Annotated in this window: 17 protein-coding genes and 1 tRNA gene; 10 read left to right on the forward strand and 8 right to left on the reverse strand. The window is 61.6% G+C overall.

Annotated features, from left to right (window positions below):
* Positions 1-113 precede the first annotated feature (113 nt).
* The 3 genes from SJ05684_RS01685 to SJ05684_RS01695 all read left to right on the forward strand — a co-directional run bounded on the left by SJ05684_RS01685 (position 114) and on the right by SJ05684_RS01695 (position 3,872).
* Positions 114-1,892 (forward strand): SLC13 family permease, encoded by a 1,779-nt coding sequence (locus tag SJ05684_RS01685; RefSeq protein ID WP_034851966.1) that lies wholly within the window; start codon positions 114-116, stop codon positions 1,890-1,892.
* A 209-nt stretch (positions 1,893-2,101) separates the two neighbouring features.
* Positions 2,102-3,214, forward strand: a complete 1,113-nt coding sequence (locus SJ05684_RS01690; RefSeq protein WP_034851968.1) for an AI-2E family transporter — start codon at positions 2,102-2,104, stop codon at positions 3,212-3,214.
* Positions 3,215-3,434: 220 nt separating this feature from the next.
* A complete protein-coding gene (locus SJ05684_RS01695) occupies positions 3,435-3,872 on the forward strand; it encodes a pyridoxamine 5'-phosphate oxidase family protein (RefSeq protein ID WP_034851969.1) in 438 nt (145 codons plus the stop codon).
* Between the two features lie 147 nt (positions 3,873-4,019).
* Here SJ05684_RS01695 and nhaA read toward each other — a convergent pair whose 3' ends face one another.
* From nhaA to SJ05684_RS01725, 5 genes are all read right to left on the reverse strand, one after another.
* Positions 4,020-5,336 carry a Na+/H+ antiporter NhaA gene (gene nhaA, locus SJ05684_RS01700; protein ID WP_034851971.1) on the reverse strand — a complete coding sequence of 439 codons (1,317 nt, stop codon included), beginning with the start codon at positions 5,334-5,336 and terminating at the stop codon, positions 4,020-4,022.
* A 51-nt stretch (positions 5,337-5,387) separates the two neighbouring features.
* Entirely contained in the window at positions 5,388-6,200 is an 813-nt protein-coding gene (locus SJ05684_RS01705; RefSeq protein ID WP_034851973.1) for a transglutaminase-like domain-containing protein, read from the reverse strand.
* A 12-nt stretch (positions 6,201-6,212) separates the two neighbouring features.
* Entirely contained in the window at positions 6,213-6,488 is a 276-nt protein-coding gene (locus tag SJ05684_RS01710) for a DUF1488 family protein (RefSeq protein ID WP_034851974.1), read from the reverse strand.
* A 268-nt stretch (positions 6,489-6,756) separates the two neighbouring features.
* Positions 6,757-6,999, reverse strand: a complete 243-nt coding sequence (locus SJ05684_RS01720; protein ID WP_034851976.1) for a hypothetical protein — start codon at positions 6,997-6,999, stop codon at positions 6,757-6,759.
* 36 nt (positions 7,000-7,035) lie between these two features.
* Positions 7,036-7,380, reverse strand: coding sequence for a hypothetical protein (locus SJ05684_RS01725; protein WP_034851978.1), 345 nt, complete (start codon positions 7,378-7,380; stop codon positions 7,036-7,038).
* Between the two features lie 548 nt (positions 7,381-7,928).
* Here SJ05684_RS01725 and SJ05684_RS01730 point away from each other — a divergent pair.
* Positions 7,929-8,309, forward strand: coding sequence for a hypothetical protein (locus SJ05684_RS01730; RefSeq protein WP_244426595.1), 381 nt, complete (start codon positions 7,929-7,931; stop codon positions 8,307-8,309).
* A gap of 156 nt (positions 8,310-8,465) precedes the next feature.
* Here SJ05684_RS01730 and SJ05684_RS29935 read toward each other — a convergent pair whose 3' ends face one another.
* Both SJ05684_RS29935 and SJ05684_RS01740 read right to left on the reverse strand, forming a co-directional pair.
* Complete coding sequence (locus tag SJ05684_RS29935; protein ID WP_085938986.1) at positions 8,466-8,627, reverse strand: Thivi_2564 family membrane protein; 162 nt, start codon at positions 8,625-8,627, stop codon at positions 8,466-8,468.
* Positions 8,628-9,077: 450 nt separating this feature from the next.
* Positions 9,078-9,151, reverse strand: a tRNA-Gln gene (locus tag SJ05684_RS01740).
* Positions 9,152-9,437: 286 nt separating this feature from the next.
* Here SJ05684_RS01740 and SJ05684_RS01745 point away from each other — a divergent pair.
* Genes SJ05684_RS01745 through SJ05684_RS01755 form a run of 3 tightly spaced genes read left to right on the forward strand, consistent with a single transcriptional unit; the run spans position 9,438 to position 12,157 of the window.
* On the forward strand, positions 9,438-11,042 hold the full coding sequence (locus SJ05684_RS01745) for a Ppx/GppA phosphatase family protein (protein WP_034851981.1): 1,605 nt from the start codon (positions 9,438-9,440) through the stop codon (positions 11,040-11,042).
* Positions 11,039-11,770, forward strand: a complete 732-nt coding sequence (locus SJ05684_RS01750; RefSeq protein WP_034851983.1) for an RlmE family RNA methyltransferase — start codon at positions 11,039-11,041, stop codon at positions 11,768-11,770. The genes SJ05684_RS01745 and SJ05684_RS01750 overlap by 4 nt, the downstream gene beginning before the upstream one ends.
* A gap of 3 nt (positions 11,771-11,773) precedes the next feature.
* Positions 11,774-12,157 (forward strand): VOC family protein, encoded by a 384-nt coding sequence (locus SJ05684_RS01755; RefSeq protein ID WP_034851984.1) that lies wholly within the window; start codon positions 11,774-11,776, stop codon positions 12,155-12,157.
* A gap of 176 nt (positions 12,158-12,333) precedes the next feature.
* On the opposite strand, the gene SJ05684_RS01760 is transcribed toward SJ05684_RS01755, so the two are convergent.
* Entirely contained in the window at positions 12,334-13,743 is a 1,410-nt protein-coding gene (locus SJ05684_RS01760; RefSeq protein WP_034851986.1) for an MDR family MFS transporter, read from the reverse strand.
* A 282-nt stretch (positions 13,744-14,025) separates the two neighbouring features.
* Between SJ05684_RS01760 and SJ05684_RS01765 the strand changes: the two genes are divergently transcribed.
* From SJ05684_RS01765 to SJ05684_RS01775, 3 genes are all read left to right on the forward strand, one after another.
* A complete protein-coding gene (locus SJ05684_RS01765; RefSeq protein ID WP_034851994.1) occupies positions 14,026-15,009 on the forward strand; it encodes an MBL fold metallo-hydrolase in 984 nt (327 codons plus the stop codon).
* 190 nt (positions 15,010-15,199) lie between these two features.
* The gene (guaB, locus tag SJ05684_RS01770) at positions 15,200-16,702 is read left to right on the forward strand and encodes an IMP dehydrogenase (protein ID WP_034852017.1); all 1,503 of its coding nucleotides are present in this window, start codon (positions 15,200-15,202) and stop codon (positions 16,700-16,702) included.
* A gap of 187 nt (positions 16,703-16,889) precedes the next feature.
* Positions 16,890-17,306 (forward strand): MAPEG family protein, encoded by a 417-nt coding sequence (locus SJ05684_RS01775; protein WP_034851997.1) that lies wholly within the window; start codon positions 16,890-16,892, stop codon positions 17,304-17,306.
* The last annotated feature ends 90 nt before the right edge of the window (positions 17,307-17,396 follow it).

A 17,396-nucleotide genomic window follows, 5' to 3' on the forward strand; every position in this document is an offset into this window, starting at 1 on the left:
TCCGCGCATCGAGCCTTCCGAAAAATCGGGTACGATTTTCGGGCCGATGCGCTAGCTCTTGCAGGCGAGTAGAATAGGCCTGGCATTCGGAAGAGTTGGTCGGGACTTTATCCATGACACAAGCTCAGGCTTTCGCCTTCGCCATTCTGATCGGCCTGATGGTCGGTTTCATATGGGGACGGCTCCGCTACGACCTCATCGCAGTTCTCGCGTTGCTTGCCGCAGTTTTCACCGGCATCGTGCCGCACCAGGCGGCGTTCTCCGGCTTCGGGGACGACATTGTCATCATTGTAGCCAGCGCCCTGGTCGTAAGCGCCGCGATCGAACGCAGTGGTGTCATAGAGGCATTCCTCCATCGCGTGGCGCCCAGTTCGACCTCCGTGCAGGGTCAGGTTGTTATTCTCGTGGCGGCCGTCTCGGTTCTCTCTGTCTTCATCAAGAACATCGGCGCGCTGGCGATGATGATCCCAGTCGCGTTCCAGATGGCACGCCGGTCGAACGCTTCCCCTTCGTCTTTTCTCATGCCGATGGCGTTCGGTTCCCTCCTTGGCGGGCTCACTACACTCGTTGGGACATCACCGAATATTGTCGTGTCCCGAATGCGCGAGGAACTGACGGGCCGCCCTTTCAACATGTTTGATTTCACCCCTGTCGGTATTGGTCTCGCTGCAGCGGGAGTGGTTTTTCTGTCGTTCGGCTATCGGCTGCTTCCGGGGGAACGTGAGGCGGTCCCGACAATGGAGAAGGCGCTGAACATCAAGGACTACATGACAGAGGCTCGCATCACCGCCACTTCGTCCGTTATCGGCAAGTCGATCAGTAACCTGTCGACCTTGTTGGACGAGGAGGTCCTAGTCACTGGCCTTATTCGCAATGAGGTCGAGCGCCTGATGCCCTTGCCGGACGTCGTCCTTCGTCAGGGCGATATCGTTTTATTGGAAGGAGACCCTCAGGCGCTAGAGCGAGGCATCAGGCGCGCGCGTCTGGAACTGGAGGGGCACGACCGTCCGACGGAAGCAAAGGGAGTGGACGAGGAGATCGCCGGAATTGAAGTGGTGATCGGCCCGAAATCGGTTTTGATCGGGCAAACCGCCAAGCGCTTGGCGCTCTATGAACGCTTCAATATTAATCTGCTCGCAGTCAGCCGGAGCAACAAGCGCTTCACCGAGCGTTTGCGCGACATCGTGTTAAGACCGGGCGACGTTCTCGTTTTGAAGGGAGATCTCGTGCTTCTCCCGACCAAGCTGATGGAACTCGGTCTTCTACCCTTGGCCGGGCGTGAGATCCGCTTGGGCAATCCGCGAAAAGGCCTGGTACCGGTGTTGGTGCTGGCCGGTGCTATGGTGCTGACGGCATTTGGCCTATTGCCCGTTGCAACGGCCTTCTTTACGGCTGCTGTCCTGACGGTACTGCTCGGGTCACTTTCGCTTCGGGAAGCTTACGAGGCTGTCGATTGGCCCATCCTGATAATGCTCGGGGCTCTCATTCCAGTCAGCGAGTCGATCCGTACAACCGGTGGCGCCGACATTATCGCCGGCGGCCTCGCTCAGCTTTCCAGCACTTTGCCCGTCTACGGTGCGCTTGCAATGATCATGGTGGTCGCAATGGCCGCAACGCCGTTTTTGAACAATGCAGCCACCGTTCTGGTCGTCGCTCCGATCGCAGTTACCCTGGCTCAGCGCCTTGGCTACAATCCGGACGCCTTTCTGATGGCAGTCGCGGTGGGGGCGGCCTGCGATTTTCTCACGCCCGTCGGACACCAGTGCAACACTTTGGTGCTGGGTCCCGGCGGTTATCGCTTTGGCGACTATTGGAGGTTGGGGCTGCCGCTCTCATTCATTGTGGTCGTGCTGGGCGTGCCTCTAATACAGCTGTTTTGGCCGCCAGTTTAGCGCGCGAGCGGCCAGTGCGGCGAATAATATTAGTTGAAAACAAGCATGCTGACAGTTGCATTCGCTTCGAAGCAGTCGTCTGCTGTGCGATTGCGACGAAATCTGCCCCACTTGATGTCCGTGCATGACTGTGAGCGAGGTAGTTGCGATTTTCACCGCGTGTCCTGCTTGTCGATGGAGTAGAATCGCAAGGAACCGGAGGAGTGGTCATGATTCCTCTAAGCAGACTGGTCGAGCAGCTTCTGGGCATCGGCGCGCTCGTGCTGCTGGCGATTGGTTGCGCTCTCGTCCTTTGGCCCTTCCTGTCGGCAATAATGTGGGCCGCGGTCATTTGTTTCTCGACATGGCCTGTCTACCGCCGATGTGAACGTGCTGTCGGAGGCAACCGGGCGGCTGCCGCCGCAGCTATGACGATGCTGGCCGTCTTTGTTTTGGCAGCACCGCTTGCTTTCCTCGTGACGGCGCTCGCCGGCGATATAAAGAACCTAGCCGAGGGAATAACGCGCGTCCTGGAGCAGGGTCCTTCAGCGCCACCAAGCTGGGTGAAGGGCCTGCCGATTGTCGGCGAGAGTGTGGCAGCTTACTGGGAAAACTTTACTCATGACGCTCCCGCCTTTATCCTCGAGCTCAAAAAGTTGACCGGCCCTGTCACCGATATTGCTCTCGCTGGCGGTGCAGCTTTCGGCATCGGCCTCCTCGAACTCGCGCTAAGTATATTCATCACCTTTTTCCTGTTTCTGCACGGCCGACGCATGACCAGTTTTATGCGTCAGATCGGTGAGCGGATTGCCGGCGCTCGCGCCAGAAGGTTGCTCACGGTCATTGGCACGACCGTGAAAGGTGTCGTTTACGGGATGATCGGAACGGCCCTTGCGCAAGGGCTGCTGGCCGGCATCGGCTTCTGGATCGCCGGCGTGCCCCAATCGTTAGTGCTGGGCTGCCTGACGTTCTTGCTCTCGTTTGTGCCCGCGGGACCGCCGTTCGTTTGGGGGCCGGTTGCACTCTGGCTTCTCATGCAGGGGTCAGGTTGGTGGGGCCTTTTCATCGCTGTATGGGGCCTGCTTCTCGTCAGCAGTATTGACAACTTCTTACGACCATATCTGCTCAGCCAGAACGTCAATCTGCCCGTGCTGCTCGGTCTGTTCGGGCTTGTTGGCGGCGTCCTGGCCTTTGGATTAATCGGGCTTTTTCTCGGGCCGACCCTGCTGGCGGTGGCCTACAACCTCTTTCTCGAGTGGGTCACAACGGAACTCGAAGAGCGTACGCTACGGGCGTCGCCTTCTCTTGTGGCTGACCACTTGGAAGCTGATCCAAGGGATTGAGGTTGACGGATCTTCGCAAAAAAAGGGCCGGGTTCGGCTGATCCTCGCAAGCGGTTCCGGCACCACGCTCCACCAGGAAAACGGCCCACACACGCGAATTCGACGCTTTATGGCACCCGCGCATGCCGTCGGTTTCGTGCTAGGATGACAGGTAGATTGCGGTCACCCGCAAGCATCGAGAACGTCGACCGAACCGAGAGATCTGGATAGAGCATCGCCAATGAAATTGCGCGAGATGCTACCCAGTGAATGCCACATACTCATCTCCGAGCAGCGCGTGGCCCGGCTTGGATGTTGCCGTGATAATCAACCATATGTTGTGCCGATATATTATGTCCAAGCAGAGGGCCAGATTTTCGGTTATTCGATGCCCGGCAGAAAGATTGAATTCATGCGGAGCAATCCGCTCGTATGCGTTGAGATCGAGCATTATACTGATCAGCACCGATGGAAATGCGTAGTCATTGAGGGCAGGTACCGCGAATTCCACAACGAGGCGGAGAAGAAATACGCGTGGAGCATACTGAACGTTTACAATGATTGGTGGGAACCAGGTGCCCTTGACTTGGGCGCGGATGAAAAGCCACCGGGATACCTTCCCATTTTTTTCGCCATCAGCATGGACAAAGTAACGGGCCGTGAAGCGCTTGTGAGTTAGTTCGTTGCCAGGCTGCTAGTCAGCGAATGCCTTAGACCGGGTCGGAGACTACCCACCATGCGCCAGCGAACAGGAGCGCAAGATCGTGTCGCGTAAGGCGCCCGCTTGCGCCATGAACCGGCAACCGGCCGACGGAGCGAGCCGCACTTATTGTCGTCTGCCAGGAGACGTCAGCCAGGTCAGCGCCAGGAAACCGAGGGCTGCCGAGATGACGGAAGCGCCGAGAACGCCGAGCTTGACGGAGTTCAGAAGCGCGGGCTCGAAGGCAAGCTCGGCAATGAACAGAGCCATGGTGAAGCCGATCCCGGTCAGCAGGCTTCCGGCTGCCAGCAGACTCCACGATAGCTCGCCTGGACGAGCCCCGAAGCGGAGTTTCACGGCGAGGAAACTGAAGAGCACAATGCCAACGGGCTTGCCGACCACGAAGGCCGCGAAAATTGCGGTCGTGAGGGGAATGTCGAAGTTCGCGTCCCTTATCGGAACGCCCGCGTTAGAGAGGGCAAAAAACGGCATGACCACGAATGCGACCCAAGGATGGAGAGCAATCTCGAGACGCTCGACCGGAGACAGTGCCTCGCGGGTCGCGACGCCTGCCCGGTGGAGGTCGCTGCGTGCTGCCGTGCCGCGGCTCCAATGGTCGCCGGGCGGATAGGCGCTCACGCGGTCGAGTATCGCGTGGAGGCGGGTGTCGCTTACCCAACTGCGCGCCGGCGTCATTATCCCAAGAATCACTCCGGTAAGCGTCGCGTGAACGCCCGATGCGTCGAATGCCAGCCAGATGCCGCTACCTATCGCGAAATAGACCGGAATGCTGCGGATGCCCAGACGCGCGATCCCGGCTACGACGGCAAGCCCGAGAATGGCGCTTCCGAGTGCGACCCAATTCAAGGCTTCGCCATAGCCGATCGCCACGACCAGGATGGCGCCGACATCGTCGAAGATCGCAAGAGAGAGCAGGAATAGTCGCAAGCGGCCGGGTATGCGCGAGCCGAGCACCGCAAGGCACCCGATGACGAAGGCCGTATCGGTGGACATCACTGTGCTCCAGCCACTCGCACCCGGCCCGCCGCCGACAAGCAGCGAGAACAGACCGGCCGGCACTGCCATCCCGCCGAGAGCAGCGGCGACGGGTAGAGCGGCTATGCGCGGATTGCGCAGTTCCCCCAGCACCAACTCGCGCTTCAGCTCAAGGGCGATGACGAAGAAAAAGAGCGTCATCAGCCCGTCGTTGATCCAGTGCTTCAGAGAACGATAGATCTCGATGTCGCCAACTCTGACGCCCGCAGGCATCTCCCATAAGGCGAGAAACGACGACGACCACGCACTGTTTGCGAGACCAAGCGCCAAGAGCGTGCTGAGCAAAAGGATAATGCCCGCCGTAGCCTCGATGCGGAGGAATTGCATGAACGGCTTGGTAAGCCGATCTGCCGGTTCACGGGGAAGCCATGAGAGACTGTCGTTCATGCCGTGAATTGCTCCCTCGTTCTGATCGCGATCGGCGAATGCTCCCAGCGGCTATTGCAAGGCGGGCACCTCATAAGTCCACACCCGGAACGACTTCAGGGCGTGCGGCCCGAACGAGTTGATGAGGGGGACATCGGCTGCGTCACGGCCGCGTGCAACCAGAATCCTGCCGACACGCGGCGTATTGTTGCGCGGATCGAACGTATGCCATCCATCATCCAGGAAGACCTCCATCCAGGCACTGAAATCCATCGGGTCGACGACCCGGACGCCGATGTCGCCGAGATGACCGTTGATATAGCGTGCGGGAATGTTGAGACAGCGGCAAAGGGTGACCGCAAGATGCGCGAAGTCGCGGCAGACACCAACGCGCTCATGAAAAACTTCGAAGGCCGTCCGCGTCGATCGGGCCTGCATGTAGTCGAAACGGATATGGTCGTGAACGAAATCACAGATCGCTTGCACACGTCCCCAACCGGGCGCGACCGCGCCGAACATGTCCCAAGCGCTCTGGCTGAGACGGTCGGTTTCGCAATAGCGGCTGCCCATCAGGTAGGTCAGACAATCGTCCGGCAACTCCGACACCGGGACTTCCTGGGCGGCCGGCAGCACTTTGTCCGGTTTGCCGTCGTCCTCGATTGTGGCATCGCCCCATATCGTCAGGTCACCCGCCGGTGCGACAAGCCGCCGGCATCGGTTGCCGAAGAGGTCGCGATAGGTCGATGTCGGCACATCGGGGGCGGTGAAAGTTGTTTCAGGAACCCGGATATCGGCCGCGCGATCCTCGTGGACCGACAGCAGGCATACCAAGGCGGCCGGTTGCTGGAAATTCAGCGTGATCTCATAGCCGTAGCGGATCAGCATCTGAATCCCATTCTAGCGGAAATCGGCGGCGGTCAGTGTATAGGAGTCGCGGCGGCCACTGGAATAGACCTTGCGTGCGACTTCGTAGATGGACAGGCGCAACGCGTCGAAAGCAGAAAGGAGCTTCGTTGCCGAGATTTCCGACCTGCCCAATTCGGCATCCGCTCTCACAAGCGCCTCGGCCTCGACGAAGAACCGCACCTCGAACATGCCGTGATGGCCGATGAAACGGACGGCGTTTCGCTTTTCATCGAGGCTGCGGCTCGAATTCGGAAATAACAGCGTCATCCTCAGCGAGCCTCTGTTTCGCGCGACGCGGGCCGCGCTGGTGCCGACAAGCTGATTCGCTTTACCTGCCGCTTTATATTACGAAGGTTACCGTCGACACGCGCCGGTGCGCCTATGGACACGTGGTAGATCCTCCATGGGCGATCCGCTTCGATGTGGCGGCCGTATTGATCATCCACGAGCTCGGGTGCTGACGTCCCACCTTCATTTTCCCAGATGCTGATCGCAAGTGCATGTCGCCCGGCTTCAAATTCATTGCGGTGGGCGTTCATAATGGGGGCCTTTCATCAAGATTTTCGATGGTGTCGAGACTGCTTGAATGGATCTTGTTCCCATCACCATCGGTGATGGTTATGGCGTCTGGACGCTGCGGCATGTCGAGGGTGCGCAAAAGCTCCCGCGCAATCTCTATCGCCTCGTCGACGTCGGTAGCCTCCACGGTCTCTCGGCCGAGGACCGCATGCGCGTCGTCCGCATCGCGGATACGGTAGAACTCGATCACGATCTTCATCGCTATCCTCTCCGTTCTACAGACGTGTCAAAACTGTCATTTTTTGCCCGTGTCCAGCGACGCGCTGCCGTTCGCAGCGGGCTTGATCTGTTTGCCGAATGTCTTTTCGATGAGAGTGGCGCCTTCGTCGGCAGACGCTACGCGCACCGGCTCGAGGCTGTCCTGCGTCGTCACCCGTTCATGATGCTCGTCGTCATTTCGAATGCGGTATTGCGGCGAACCGCCGCTCGACGGCAGCGTGCCGGTGATGTGATAGACCGGTACAGCCGATCTCTGATACCCGCCCTTCAGCCGAACAGCTTGACCGACGGTAAAGAGATGTGTGGCGCCGTCTCGGCGGACCGGACGGGCATTGTGTTTCAAAATGTTAGTAGCGGTCATGATTGTTTGTGGTCCTTTGCTAGTGCGGCAATCGAGCGCCGCCGGATGATCGACATGATGTATTGTGTCGAGGTAGGATCGTGCGGCTGTTCCTGCGGCGCTCCGCGGGAGGCGCTGAGGCGGTCCTGCATGCGAACAGGACTGTGGGTCGGCGGTGTTTCACGCTTGGCGACACTCTGCCCCAACGGCACAAGGCATTCGCTTAGAATTTGTGGCAGATGAGGGGCCCTGAACCCCGCGGAACCCCGCGAAGCAAAATCGGCTAATCACCCCGTATTCCCAGTCTTTAATATGTGGGCCTCAATTGGGTTCTAAACAAGGTTCTCGCTGGTCTTTGTTTTCGCCGACAGGAAGGTGAGGTCTCCATTGATGCAAACGACGCCGTAAAGTCGCTGTTTGCCTGCTGCCCATCCGCCGAAAACACAGAACTGATCCAACCTGTGTATGAAATGCCGAGATCACACCGGCGATCGTGTTCGCGAGAAATCAGGAACATTGAGACGCGGGCACCGTTTAGATTGAGAGGGTGTATGCACTGGGAGGTTATAATGAGAAAGCACTCCCGCGAAATATCGCCTGAGGTGCGCGCGGCCATCAGCGCGTTTCTGAACGCGTGTCAGAAAGAAGCCCGGCCACTTGCGACCTCTGAAGCCCTTGGCGCAGTGCGGCGCATTTTCCCTGATCTGGATATTTCAGATGGGGACCTCATGAACGCCATAATCAGCGAAGCATCGTTGGTGGGCTTCGACGTAGGCACCCCGGATCCTAAGTCCGCGGCGCGGATGAGGGATGCGCTTGAAGAATGGGATAATGAAGGGGGCGCAATTGATGAACCGCCGCGCAGCGAAGCTCATGCCAGCAGGGGCAATGACACGGATGGCACAAGGCGGCGGGCAAAAGCGACCAAGGACCGAAATGAGTTGCTCTAGCACGGCGCTAGCGAGCTGCCGCAGCAGTTTGACAATTTAAACTTCGCGAATCTCAACCCCGGCTGACGCCGCTGTTGTTGCCTGCGGAAGTCTGGCCGATCTCACGCGCCGGCCGGCGCCGTCGGCTACGACCATTACGGGCAGGCCGCGCCAACTTCAAAATACGTCCAGATAGCTGAGCAACGAAACTACGCCGACGACGACAACCACGACCTGCGCCATCTGCTTCATCGTCGAGTCAATCGGAAGTTTTTGCACGAGGTACAGCACCAGGGCGATGACGAGAATCGTGATCAGGACGCTGATTATGATGGACATGCGCGGGTCCTTTGAACGAACTGCCTTTGCGGCAGTGAAGTTGTAAATATGGCTGAGTTCTACAATGAGAAGGGCCGCGTGGACGCAGGATACGGATTCCAGAGACTAACCGGGACAGCCTTCCGATCAAAATCCGGAGAGCATTCAGATCAAATACCGGACGGGTTTTCCGTCCTGACGATGCCTTGGGGTCCACAACCTTGGCAAGAAGCTCTTATGTGTCCACGAGGGTGGGAAAGCGCGCCATTATAAGATGTTGCCGCGGGCGGATCAGGCTCTCGACGTCGTGGCCAATGGGTGATTTGCCCTTGATCACCACCGGAGACGCCGTCACTCCTCATTGTGTGAGGGCATCACCCGTGGGCTGCAGTGCTGGGCATCAGATCGACGCCAAAACGGGATCCAGCCTGACTGAAAAAACCAAGGAATTAAAGTGGACTTAGCGAGATTTGGCTGGGGAACCTGGATTCGAACCAGGACTAACGGAGTCAGAGTCCGCTGGTCTACCGTTAACCTATTCCCCAAGGTCCGCTGGCGGAGCCTGGCCGCAGCGTCGGTGTGGCGGGCTTATAAACAAAAGAACGGCGGATGCAAATACCTTTTGGCAAAAAAATGCGGCCGGCTTGTGATCTCGGCGTTCCTCGTTGCGGCCGATCGCGGCTGTCCCTGAGGTGGCTTCTGTCGGTAGGAGCGGGAGCCGCAAAAACAATTTGGCTAAAAAGGGCGGCGCTGGTACAGTCGCGCCAACGCAAAATCGAGAGAGCGCCTTGAGCGGCCGCAAGGCTTCGCGCGGCGCAATGGTTGAGACACGTGAAGGACCCCGATTACGGCGAAAAGCCGTCTGAATCCGGGGCGTCGGCAGCAGGTCGTGGCGGGGCGCAGAAGCATGTGCCGCGCCGCGGCAAGGGCAAACGGAGACGGCGCAAGCCGTCCGGTTCGCCGTCTGCAATTGCCAGCGGATCCGGGGTGACCGGAGAAGCAGGGCGTCCCGCAGCACTGGACGAAGCGGAGCCGGCGCGCAAGCGCAAGCGGCGCCGCCGCTCCAAGGCAGCAAAGTCCCAAGGCCAGGCTGTACTCGCCGCCTCCGGCGGCCCTTCTGCGCATTCGGATGCGGCGACCGCCGACAGGAAAGGCCAAAAGTGCGGGAAGAAGGCGCGCCATCGGCGCGGCCTTCAGGGTCGGCCTCTGGCGTCGCGCGGCAAGCCGCTCGCTGCCGAGCGTGCCGGCGATCAGCCGCGGCCGCGCCCTGCCGAAGCCGCCGTGCCGCAGGCGCCACAGCCGGCTCGCTCTGAAAATCTGCGCGCCCCCTATGTCGCACCCGGAGACCTGGCGGCGCCGCTCTATGCCGCACTCGACCTCGGTACCAACAATTGCCGTCTGCTCGTGGCGCAGCCGACCCGACCGGGCCAATTCCGCGTCGTCGATGCCTTTTCCCGCATCGTCCGGCTTGGAGAAGGACTCGGTGCGAGCGGCCGGCTCTCGGACGACGCGATGGAGCGCTCCATCGAGGCGCTGAGGATCTGCGCCGCCAAGCTCAACCTCCGTTCGATCCGCCGTCGCCGGCTGATCGCGACCGAAGCGGCGCGTTCCGCTGCCAACGGCGAATCCTTCCTGAATCGCGTGGCCGAGGAGACCGGCCTCGACCTGGAGATCATCAACCGCGAGACCGAGGCGCGCCTTGCAGTTTCCGGCTGCTCTTCTCTCGTCGATCGCGAGACAAAGTCGGTCGTGCTCTTCGATATCGGCGGCGGCTCCTCCGAGATCGCCGTGATCCGCATCGGCGAGAACCGCTCGAGCCGTCTTGCCAACCACATCACCCACTGGACGTCGCTGCCGGTCGGCGTCGTCACGCTCTCGGAGCGCCATGGCGGCGAACATGTGACGCCGCAGAGCTTCGAGACGATGGTGCGCGAGGTCGAGGGCATGCTAGCCCACTTCGAGAGCCCGTCGGTAGACATGCTGGCAAGCGGCAATTCGGGCAGCGGCTTCCACCTGATCGGCACGTCCGGAACCGTGACGACGCTTGCGGGCGTCCATCTCGACCTGCCGCGTTACGATCGCCGTCGGGTCGACGGACTCTGGCTCTCCGATGCGGAAGTCTCGGCCATGCAGGCGCGGCTTCTCTCCTGGGATTTCGCCGCCCGCGCCGCCAATCCCTGCATCGGGCCGGATCGCGCCGATCTTGTGCTTGCCGGCTGCGCCATCCTCGAGGCGATCCGGCGTCGCTGGCCGTCGACGCGCATGCGGGTCGCCGATCGCGGCCTGCGCGAGGGCCTGCTGACCGACATGATGGCAGATGACGGAGCCTGGCGGCGGTCGCGGCCGCGCCGCCACCAGCGGGGCTTCAATGCCCCGCCGGCGAGCGAGGAACGCAACAGGGTCCACGACAAGGCCCACGAAGGTGCGAAGGCATGACGAAATCCCCGATCGGGAGCAAAGGCAGCGGCCGCAAGCTCGGCCAGAAGGTGAAGAAGGGCAAGCTCAAGGCTTCCTCGCGCCGCTGGCTGGAGCGCCACATCAATGACCCCTACGTGCAGCGCGCGCAACTCGAGGGCTATCGCGCACGGGCGGCCTTCAAGCTTCTTGAAATCGGCGAGAAGCACAAGATTCTCGCCGGCGCCAGGCGCATCATCGACCTCGGCGCAGCGCCCGGCAGCTGGTCGCAGATCGCCGCCAAGGTCACGCAGTCGACCGACGCCGATCCGCGCGTCGCGGCGATCGACTTTCTCGAGATGGATCCGATCCCCGGCGTCCGCTTCCTTCAGCTCGATTTCCTTGATCCCGAGGCGCCGGAAAAGCTGAAGGAGGCGATCGGCGGTGCGCCAGATCTCGTGCTGTCCGACATGGCGGCGCCGACCACCGGCCATCGCCAGACCGACCACTTGCGCACCATGCATCTCTGTGAGGTGGCCGCGCACTTCGCCGTCGACGTGCTCGCCGAAGGCGGGCATTTCCTGGCAAAGACCTTTCAGGGCGGCACCGAGCGCGATCTCCTCAACATGCTGAAGCAGAACTTCCGGCAGGTCGTGCATGTGAAGCCGGCCTCGTCCCGCGCCGAATCGGTCGAGATGTTCCTGCTCGCCAAGGGCTTCAAGGGCCGGCGCGCGGACAACGAAGCGGCCGAAGATGATGAAGCGGAGTAGGGCATGCTCCTCTATGTGACGCTCGGAACCAATGATCTCCGGCGCGCCGGCGCCTTCTATGACGGCACGCTTGCAACCCTTGGGCTCAAGCGGCGCAAGGAGGACGAGGTTGAGATCGGCTACGGCGCAGAGGGCGACATCCGTTGCCGTCTATGGGTCGTGACGCCCTTCAACCGACAGGCGGCAACCATCGGTAATGGCTCGATGGTTGCGCTCGAGGCGGAAAGCCGCGCCGCCGTGGACGCCTTCCATGCTGCGGCCATCGCCAATGGCGGCACGGACGAGGGCGCGCCGGGGCTCAGGCCTTTCCATCCCGATTTCTACGCGGCCTATGTCCGCGACCCGGACGGCAACAAGCTGTCTGCCGTTTGCGAGCGGCCGGAGTAGAGCGGAATACCGCTTCGAGACTTGCGACGAGACAGACTCAGGTCGAGACGTCACTCACCGCTGCCCTAGAGCGCCGCGTGTCTTTTCAGACGCGCAAATGCTGTAACTCTTTGAATCTGCGCATCGGGCTTTCCCGAGAATCGTTTGCGATTTTCGGGAAAGCCCGATGCGTTGGATCACTTCACGGCCCTCGTCTCCGCCTCCCGCACCGGTAGGCGGTGGCCGGAAACGGATGCGCCGGCGGTCTTCGCCATGGTGAGGAAGGGGATCGCCGCCAGGAGGTTGGCGGCGGCGATGATCATGAAGGCGATGTGGAAGTCTTCAAGGCTGAGCGCCTCGCCGCTGATCGTCGTCTCTATCTCAAGGATTGCCCCGGCGACGGCCACGCCGAGTGCGAGGCTGATCTGCTGCAGCACCGCGCTCATCGCGGTCGCCTTGCTCGCATCATCGTCGTCGATATCGGCGAAGGAAAGCGCGTTGACGCTGGTGAAAAAGAAGGAGCGGGCGAATCCGGCGACAAGCAGGATCGACAACAGCAGGAGATAGGGCGTCGCCGGCGTGAAAAAGCCGTTCGCGAAGGTGGTGATGGCCGCGACCATCGCGGCAATGATCAGCGTCGTGCGGAAGCCGGTAAAGGCGAGCACCCGGCGCGCGAGGAACTTGGTCGTGATGGCGCCGACCGCGCCGATGAATGTGATCAGACCCGATTGGAACGGGTTCAAGCCGAAGCCGATCTGCAGCATCAACGGCATCAGGAACGGCACCGCACCGACGGAGATCCGGAATACGGTGCCGCCAATCTGGGCTGCCCGGAAAGCGCCATCGTGGAAGAGGCGGAGGTCGAGCACCGGTGCGGGATGCCGGCGGGCATGGAGGATGTAGAGGAAGGCCGCCGCGACGCCCGCTGCCACCGAGGAGAGACCGACCGCCGGCGGCAGAGCCGGCAGGCTGATGACCGAAAGACCGAAGACGACGCCAGCGGCGGCGACGCCGCCGAGCAGAAAACCGAGAATGTCGACCGGCGGCGGGTTTCGCCGTTCCATCTCGGGAAGGTGAATGCCGGAAAGCACGTAACCGGCGATGCCGATCGGTACGTTGATCAGGAAGATCCAGTGCCAGGAGAAATAGGTGGTGATGAAGCCGCCGAGCGGCGGGCCAGCCAGCGGTCCGACAAGGGCTGGTATGGTAAGCAGCGCCATGGCCGAGACGAGCTCGCTGCGTGGCGTGCCGCGCACGAGCACGAGGCGGGCGACCGGCGTCATCATGGCGCCGCCCATGCCCTGCAGGAAGCGGGCGAGCACGAAGGCGACGAGGCCGTCGGCGACGGCGCAGAAGATCGAACCGAGGGTGAAGACGAGAATCGCCGCACGGAAGATGCGTTTGGCGCCGAAGCGATCCGCCATCCAGCCGCTCAAGGGAATGAAGATCGCGAGCGCCACCATGTAGGAGGTCAGCGCCAGCTTGAGCGTGATCGGTCCGACGCCGATATCATCCGCGATCGCCGGTAGCGATGTCGAGATGACGGTGGCATCCATCTGCTCCATGAAGAGCGCGACGGCGAGGATCATCGGGACGATGCGGTTCATGCGGGACCCTCGCGCGGCCCGAAAATCGTACCCGATTTTCGGAAAGCTCGATGCGCAGATTGAAACGGATACAGCGACCTTTGCGCGTCTGAAAAGACGCGCGGCGCTGTAAGCGTGCGTAGCGGTGGCGCCGCTAAACCCTTGAGATGGCTTTGTCGGGGCGAAGCCGGGGAATGCAGATCAAAAGCGTGTGATCCGGGTTGCCCTTTCCTGTCAAGGCGCCACCTGTGTCACGCGAGGGATGCCTCGATAGCACTCCATTGTTGCAGGAGAAAACGACGGATGACATTTTTGATGAAACGCCGAACGCTCTTCGGAGCAGGGGCTGCAGGGGTACTGACGGCGCCGGGTCTGTGGGGCGGGTTTGCGATGGCCGAGGAGAGCACGGGGACCGGTGCAGCGTCGGGCGGGGGCGCCTTCCGGACGCTGAAGCTCGGGAGCTTCAAGGTTACGGTGATCAGTGACGGCACGCGTGCCTCGGGCAATCCGCATGAGACCTTCGGCACCAACCAGCCCTCGGAGGCGGTTGCCGCCCTGCTGGCCGAGAATTTCCTGCCCACCGGCGCCTTCGTCACCGGTTTTTCACCGACACTCGTTGATACCGGCTCGGATCTCGTGCTGTTCGACACCGGCTTCGGGGAGGGAGGGCGCGAGGCAGGTATGGGGCAATTGGCGCGCGGCATTCGCGCCGCCGGCTACGCTCCCGAGCAGATCTCGGTGGTCGTTATCACCCACATGCACGGCGATCACATCGGTGGTTTGACGGAAGGTGGCAAGCCTGCCTTTGCCAATGCGCGCTACGTCACCGGACAGGTCGAATACGACTTCTGGAAGGATACGGCGCGCGTTGGAACGCCGGCCGAAAACGGTCACAAAGCGGTGTTGGAGAAGGTCGTGCCTCTCGCCGAAAAGACGACCTTCATCGCCGACGGCGCCGAGGTGGTACCGGGAATTTCGGCGATTGCCGCGTTCGGCCATTCCCCGGGTCACATGATCTACCGGCTCGAATCGGAGGGGCAGACGCTGATCCTCACGGCCGACACGGCCAATCACTATGTCCTGTCTCTGCAGCGCCCCGACTGGGAGGTCCGCTTCGACATGGACAAGGCCGCGGCCGCCGCGACGCGCAAGAATGTTTTCGACATGGTCGCGACCGACCGGCTCCCCTTCATGGGCTACCACATGCCGTTTCCGGCGGTCGGCTTCGTCGAAAGAAAGGATACGGGCTACCGCTTCGTGCCCGTCAGCTATCAGTTCGACATCTGACATCGAGGCGTTTGTTGCTCCGCAATAAATATGTGCGAGGCCCGGGCGATTTCCGGGCCTTCACTATTTTCATTCCGTCATATCCGTGTTACGAGCCCTCGCCAACTTCCAAGTCAAAGCCTTGAAGTCACCCGGAGGACAAGCCGCTGAGCTCCTCCGGGGATTTTTGTATATTGAAGAGGAACTGGCCATGGCGCGCATCATCGAAACGGCAACCGGTCTGGAGGCTTTGACCTTCGACGACGTTCTGCTCCAGCCAGGACATTCCGAGGTCATGCCGGGCCAGACGAACATCGCCACCCGCATCGCGCAGGACATCGAACTCAATATCCCGATTCTTTCCGCTGCCATGGACACCGTCACGGAGGCGCGGCTCGCGATCGCCATGGCGCAGGCCGGCGGCATCGGCGTTATTCATCGCAACTTGACTCCGGCCGAGCAGGCGGAGGAGGTCCGGCAGGTCAAGAAGTTCGAAAGCGGCATGGTCGTCAACCCGGTGACGATCGGACCGGAAGCGACGCTCGCCGATGCGCTGAGCCTTATGAAGGCGCACGGCATTTCCGGCATCCCGGTCGTCGAAAACGGCGGCAACGGCGGCCAGAAGCAGGGCCGTCTCGTCGGCATCCTGACCAACCGCGACGTGCGCTTTGCCTCCGACCCGTCCCAGAAGATCCATGAGTTGATGACCCGGGAGAACCTGGTCACGGTCAAGGAGAGCGTCGACCAGCAGGAAGCCAAGCGCCTCCTGCACAAGCACCGCATCGAGAAGCTCCTGGTGGTCGATCCGGAGGGCCGCTGCGTCGGCCTCATCACCGTCAAGGACATCGAGAAGTCGCAACTGAACCCCAACGCCTCGAAGGACGCCCAGGGACGCCTGCGCGCGGCCGCCGCTGTCAGCGTCGGCGATGACGGCTTCGAGCGCGCCGAGCGGCTGATCGATGCCGGCGTCGATCTGATCGTGGTCGATACCGCCCATGGGCATTCGCAGCGCGTGCTCGATGCGGTCGCCCGCGTCAAGAAGCTGTCGAATTCAGTTCGCCTCATGGCGGGCAACGTCGCCACGGCAGACGGCACCAGGGCGCTGATCGACGCAGGCGCCGATGCCGTCAAGGTCGGTATCGGCCCCGGCTCTATCTGCACGACCCGCATCGTCGCCGGCGTCGGCGTGCCGCAACTCGCGGCGATCATGGCGGCGGTCGAAGCGGCTGAGGTCTCCGGCATCCCGGTCATTGCGGATGGCGGCATCAAATATTCGGGCGACCTTGCCAAGGCGATTGCCGCCGGTGCTTCCGCTGTCATGGTCGGCTCGCTGCTCGCCGGCACCGACGAAAGCCCGGGCGAGGTCTTCCTCTATCAGGGCCGTTCCTTCAAGGCCTATCGTGGCATGGGCTCCGTCGGTGCCATGGCCCGCGGCTCGGCCGACCGCTACTTCCAGGCCGAAGTGCGCGACACGCTGAAGCTCGTTCCGGAAGGGATCGAGGGTCAGGTTCCCTATAAAGGCCCGGTCGCGGGCGTCCTCCACCAGCTTGCGGGCGGCCTCAAGGCGTCGATGGGCTATGTCGGCGGCGCGACGATCAAGGAGTACCAGCAGCGCGCCACCTTCGTGCGCATATCCGGCGCCGGCCTGCGCGAAAGCCATGCCCATGACGTGACGATCACGCGCGAGAGCCCGAACTATCCGGGCGCCGCCTGATCTCTTTCGCGCGGGATGAGGAAAAGTGCACGCGGTTTTCCGCCCGCATCCCGCGCTAACTTCTTAGAATGGATCACGTTTATGGTTTTGGGTCGATCCGACCTCTTCATCGTGATCTAGGGGCGCCGACCGGCGCCCCTTTCCCTCCTGACATTCCTTCCCCCGAGACATTCAATCGAGAGTGCCGATGACAGGCTTCGAAATATTCTGGCCCGTGCTTGCCCATGTCGCACTGGTCTTCGCGCTCTACGCGCTGCTTTCCAGGCGCCGCGTGGCGCTCGTACGGGCGGGCAAAGTCGATTCGTCGCAGTTCCGCGAAAACCGCGAGGAACCGAGCGAAAGTCTGGTCGTGCGCAACAGCATCGCCAACCAGTTCGAGCTGCCGGTACTCTTCTATGTCTGCTGCGTCCTGCTCTATGTGACCGAGGGCGACAACCCAGCCGCGCTCGGCCTCGCCTGGCTGTTCGTCGCGCTGCGCTACGCCCATGCCTTCGTGCATGTGACGAGCAACCGGCTCAAATTTCGTCGCCCGCTCTTCATGGCATGCTTTGTCGCGCTCGCTGCGATGTGGGCATGGCTCGCCGTCTGGATGGCGATGAACTGACGATCGCCCGATTGTCTCACCCTTGAGACAAATCTCCCCCCCGAACTGCCGGGCCTTGACGCGCGTCAAGGGACGGCCGCTCGCTCTGTG

It is taken from the genome of Sinorhizobium sojae CCBAU 05684 (assembly GCF_002288525.1).
GTDB lineage: Bacteria > Pseudomonadota > Alphaproteobacteria > Rhizobiales > Rhizobiaceae > Sinorhizobium > Sinorhizobium sojae.